Origin of the sequence: Amycolatopsis sp. NPDC048633, assembly GCF_040650695.1 — a bacterium.
In the GTDB taxonomy this organism is placed as follows: domain Bacteria; phylum Actinomycetota; class Actinomycetes; order Mycobacteriales; family Pseudonocardiaceae; genus Amycolatopsis.
The window spans coordinates 154,790-158,808 of record NZ_JBEZHS010000005.1 but is presented as its reverse complement, the minus strand read 5'-3'; the positions used below and the strand labels follow the sequence as shown (position 1 = coordinate 158,808).

Genomic DNA, 4,019 nt, shown 5'->3' with positions numbered 1-4,019 from the left:
CGGATCCACCTCCGGTCACACTCCACCACGCACGGCCTGGGGGCCCAACCCCTATGTTCGTTGTCGCTGCCGCCGAGCGTGGATACGATCCGCCGCAACGGAGGGAGCAAACATGTGCGGGGTTGCCGGCTGGGTGTCGTTCGACCGTGACCTGACCAGGGAACGGCCCGCCATCGAGGCCATGACGCACAGCATGCGCCAGCGCGGCCCGGACGAGTGGGGGATCTGGACCGGCACGCACGCCGCCTTCGGCCACCGCCGGCTCTCCATCATCGACCTGCCCGGCGGTACCCAGCCGATGTCGGTCGACACCCCGGACGGCGAGGTCGTGCTCACCTACAGCGGGGAGACGTACAACTTCGTCGAACTGCGCGACGAACTGCGCCGGCGCGGGCACCGGTTCCGGACCGCGAGCGACACCGAAGTCGTGCTGCGCGGGTACCTGGAGTGGGGCGAGGCGATCGCCGAGCGGATGATCGGGATGTGCGCGATCGGGCTGTGGGACGGCCGGACCGAGCGCCTGGTCCTCATCCGCGACCGCCTGGGCACCAAGCCGTTGCACTACTTCCCGACCCCGGACGGCGTCCTGTTCGGCTCGGAGCCGAAGGCGGTCCTGGCGCACCCGCTGGCGGAGCCGGTGGTCGACACCGACGGCATCCGCCGGCTGCTGCTGGGTTTCCCGACCACCGACGAAGGCGTCTGGTCCGGGGTGAAGATCGTCCGCCCGGGCACCGTGGTCACCGTGGACCGGTCCGGCCTGCGCGAGCACACCTACTGGCGCCTGACTGCCGAACCGCACACCGAGGACCGGGAATCCACGATCCGGACGGTCCGGGAGATGATCGAGGACAATGTCGCGCACGAGCTGGTGGCCGACGTGCCCCGGGGCGTGCTGCTGTCCGGCGGCCTGGACTCCAGCGTGCTCACCGGCCTGGCCGACCGCAGCCTGCGTTCCCGCGGTGAGGTCGTCCGCACGTTCTCGGTCGACTTTCCCGACCAGACCGAAAACTTCAAGCCCGACAGCATCCGGGGGAGTGCCGACGGCCCCTACATCGCCGACGTCGTGGCGCACGTCGGGACCGAGCACCACCAGCTCGTCCTGGACCACCGCGCCCTGTCCGACCCGGACGTGCGCCGGGAGGTCGTGGCCGCGTGGGACGCGCCCTACGGCATGGGTGACATGAACAGCTCGATCTTCCTGCTGTTCAAGGCACTCAAGGAACACGTCACGGTGGCGTTGAGCGGAGAAGCCGGCGACGAGATCTTCATGGGCCACCTCTGGCACCACGCCGAAGCGGTCTACTCGGGCGAGAACTTCCCCTGGTTCGTCGCCTGGCCGCAGCTGAACACCTCGTCCTACATGACCCAGGAGTTCATCGACCTGATCGACCTCCCGGGGTTCACCAAGGACGGCTACCACGACGCGCTCACCGAGGTCCCCCACCTGGACGGCGAGGACACCCGCCGGCGCAAGCAACGCGAGCTCGCCTACCTGGGCCTGACCCGCTTCATGCGCACGCTGGAAGACCGCCTGGACCGGATGGCGATGCGCGCGGGCGTGGAGACCAGGGTCCCGTTCTGCGACCACCGCCTGGTGCAGTACCTGTACAACGTCCCCTGGTCGATGCACACCTTCGACGGCCACGAGAAGAGCCTGCTCCGCACGGCGGCCCGGGACCTGCTCCCGGACTCGGTGGCGGCCCGCCGCAAGAGCGGCTACCCCTCGACCCAGGACCTCCGGTACGTGGCCGCACTCCAGCAGCAGGTACGGGACGTCCTCGCCGAGGCGAACACCGACGCGTTGTTCATGTGCGATCCGAAGAAGGTCGCCGAAGCGGCCGGCCGGAACCCCGCCGACGTGGACCCCGCGGCCCGCTTCACCTTCGAGCGGATCCTCGACGTCGCCGTCTGGCTGGACATCACGAAACCCAGCCTCAAACTCTCCTGACCCCGCCGGAGCGACGCTAGCGCGGTGGCGGCGCGGGGAGACCGGCGGCGGCGAGGGCGTCCCAGAGGGGCTTCGCGTCGTAGCGGCGGGCGCCCAGCCCTTCGACGAACTGGCAGCCGAAACCGGCGGCGGTGACGGTCGTCGTCCCGCCTCGGGTGTCGACGAAGCGGAGTTCGTAGCCCGGTCCGAGTTCGAGGGTGCAGGCCATGTCCGCCCCCGGCGTCGGCAGGGAGCACGCGGCGGCTGCGATCTTCTTGATCGCGGCCGTGTCCGTGGTGCGGGCTTCGGCGGGCTGCTGCCTGGCCGGGGTGCGGCCGGAGATGCTGGGCAGCGCCGGCTGGAGGGGCTGGTCGACGAGTTCCCGGGGTTCGTAGCCGGGGGAGCACAGCGCCGGCACGTCTCCGGACCCCGGTGCGGCGCGGCCGCACGCGGTGGCGAGCAGGAGCAGCAGGACGCCGGACACGGCGGGCAGTCTTCGCAGGGGCACCCTCCCAGGACGGAAGTGCCCGGCCGCAAGGTTGCACGTTCGGCGGCTGTGGCGATCGGCCGTACGGGTTCCGCTGGCCGAGGGACATGCGCGGCCCGGCGACGATCCCTAGAGTGGGTGGTGCCGATCGTGACGCAATGACGAAGCCAGAGACGCGCGAGGCGTTGCCGTCGGGCGTCGGTGATGGCCGAAGGTGGTTCTCCACCATGATCGATGCACACCGGTTCGAAGGACAAGCGGCGGGAGCCGTGTTCGAGGCGTGGGAACGGTTCGTGCGGGGCGACGACCAGGTCCCCGGCGTCCGGCCCGTGGTGGCGATCTCCTGGCAGCGCTGCCGGGAGCGGTACCGGGTCAACCCCCACCTGAGGGAAGCTCCGGTCGCCGCCCCCGGGCGCGACCACACACCCGAACACGATGTCGTCTTCGCCGAGCTGGGTTTTCGCGCCGCCTCCGTCGCGCACGAAATGGGCAACCTGCACGGCGTTGTCATCGTCACCGACGCCGCCGGCCGGATCCTGGGCGAATGGGGCGACCCGGCCACGCTCGCCCGGGCCACCGACTTCAACCTGGCGCCCTGGTTCTGCTGGTCGGAGTGCGCGGCGGGGACGAACGGCATGGGCACGGCCCTGGAAGCGCACGGTCCGGTGCTGATCAGCGGCGCGGAGCACTGGTGCCAGGCGTTCCACAACTGGGTCAGCGCGGGTATCGCCGTGCGGGACGTGGTGACGGGGGAGCCGATCGGGGGACTGAGCCTCTGCTGCTGGCGCAGCCGGCTTCCCCCGTCCGCGGGCGGGTGGCTGGCGAACGCGGTCGCCAAGACCCAGCGCGCGCTGAAGAGCCGGGCCCGCGACAGCGGCGCCGAGCTGGTCGCGGCCTACACCCAGGCCGGCGCCCGCTCCGGCACGCCGCTGGCCGCGGTGGACACGGCGGGCAAGGCCGTGATCGCGGACGACAAGGCGAGCGTGCTCATGGGCGTCCCGGCCTCGACCCCGGCGATCGACGCCACCCTGCGGTGGAACCCCGGGCTGCCGGAGCTGATCGGCGCCGCCCGCCACGCCAGCGAACAGGCCGCGCACAACCCCGACTGGGTCGGCTCGACGCAGATCTTCACCCACCTCGCCGACGGGCCGACCGCGATCAGCATCCGGCCCGTCTTCTCCTCCGCGCACCTGATCGGGCACCTGGTCTCGTTCGGGGTTTCCGACGGGCCGCCGCTGCCCCCGGCGGAAGGGCCCGGCGTGCCGCCGCGCCGGCTGGTCGGGGTGCGCGAGAACCGGATGGTGCTGCTGCGGCTGCCGGAAGTTTCGCTCGCGGAGTCGGAGGGCAACGACGTGTGGCTGTCGACCGCGCAAGGGCGCCTGCGAGCCGCGTCGCCGAGCCTGGACAAGCTCGACACCGAGCTGGCCGGGGCCGGCTTCCTGCGCGTGCACCGCCGGTACGTCGTCAACCTCAGCCGCATCCGGGAGATCGAGCGCGGGAACAAGGGCGAGCTGCTGCTCGTCATGGACGGCGAGGCGGACGAGCTGGTGCCGGTCTCCCGGCGCAACGCTCCGGCCGTGCGCCGCGCGCTGAACATCTGAGCCG

At 71.5% G+C, this 4,019-nt stretch carries 3 protein-coding genes; 2 read left to right on the top strand and 1 reads right to left on the bottom strand.

Annotation, left to right across the window (positions count from 1 at the left end):
- Positions 1-112: 112 nt before the first annotated feature.
- A complete protein-coding gene (asnB, locus tag AB0C38_RS13290; protein WP_360671400.1) occupies positions 113-1,948 on the top strand; it encodes an asparagine synthase (glutamine-hydrolyzing) in 1,836 nt (611 codons plus the stop codon).
- Positions 1,949-1,964: 16 nt separating this feature from the next.
- Here asnB and AB0C38_RS13285 read toward each other — a convergent pair whose 3' ends face one another.
- Complete coding sequence (locus AB0C38_RS13285; RefSeq protein ID WP_360671397.1) at positions 1,965-2,435, bottom strand: hypothetical protein; 471 nt, start codon at positions 2,433-2,435, stop codon at positions 1,965-1,967.
- 206 nt (positions 2,436-2,641) lie between these two features.
- On the opposite strand from AB0C38_RS13285, the gene AB0C38_RS13280 reads away from it, so the two are divergent.
- Positions 2,642-4,015, top strand: a complete 1,374-nt coding sequence (locus AB0C38_RS13280; protein WP_360671394.1) for a LytTR family transcriptional regulator DNA-binding domain-containing protein — start codon at positions 2,642-2,644, stop codon at positions 4,013-4,015.
- Positions 4,016-4,019 lie beyond the last annotated feature (4 nt).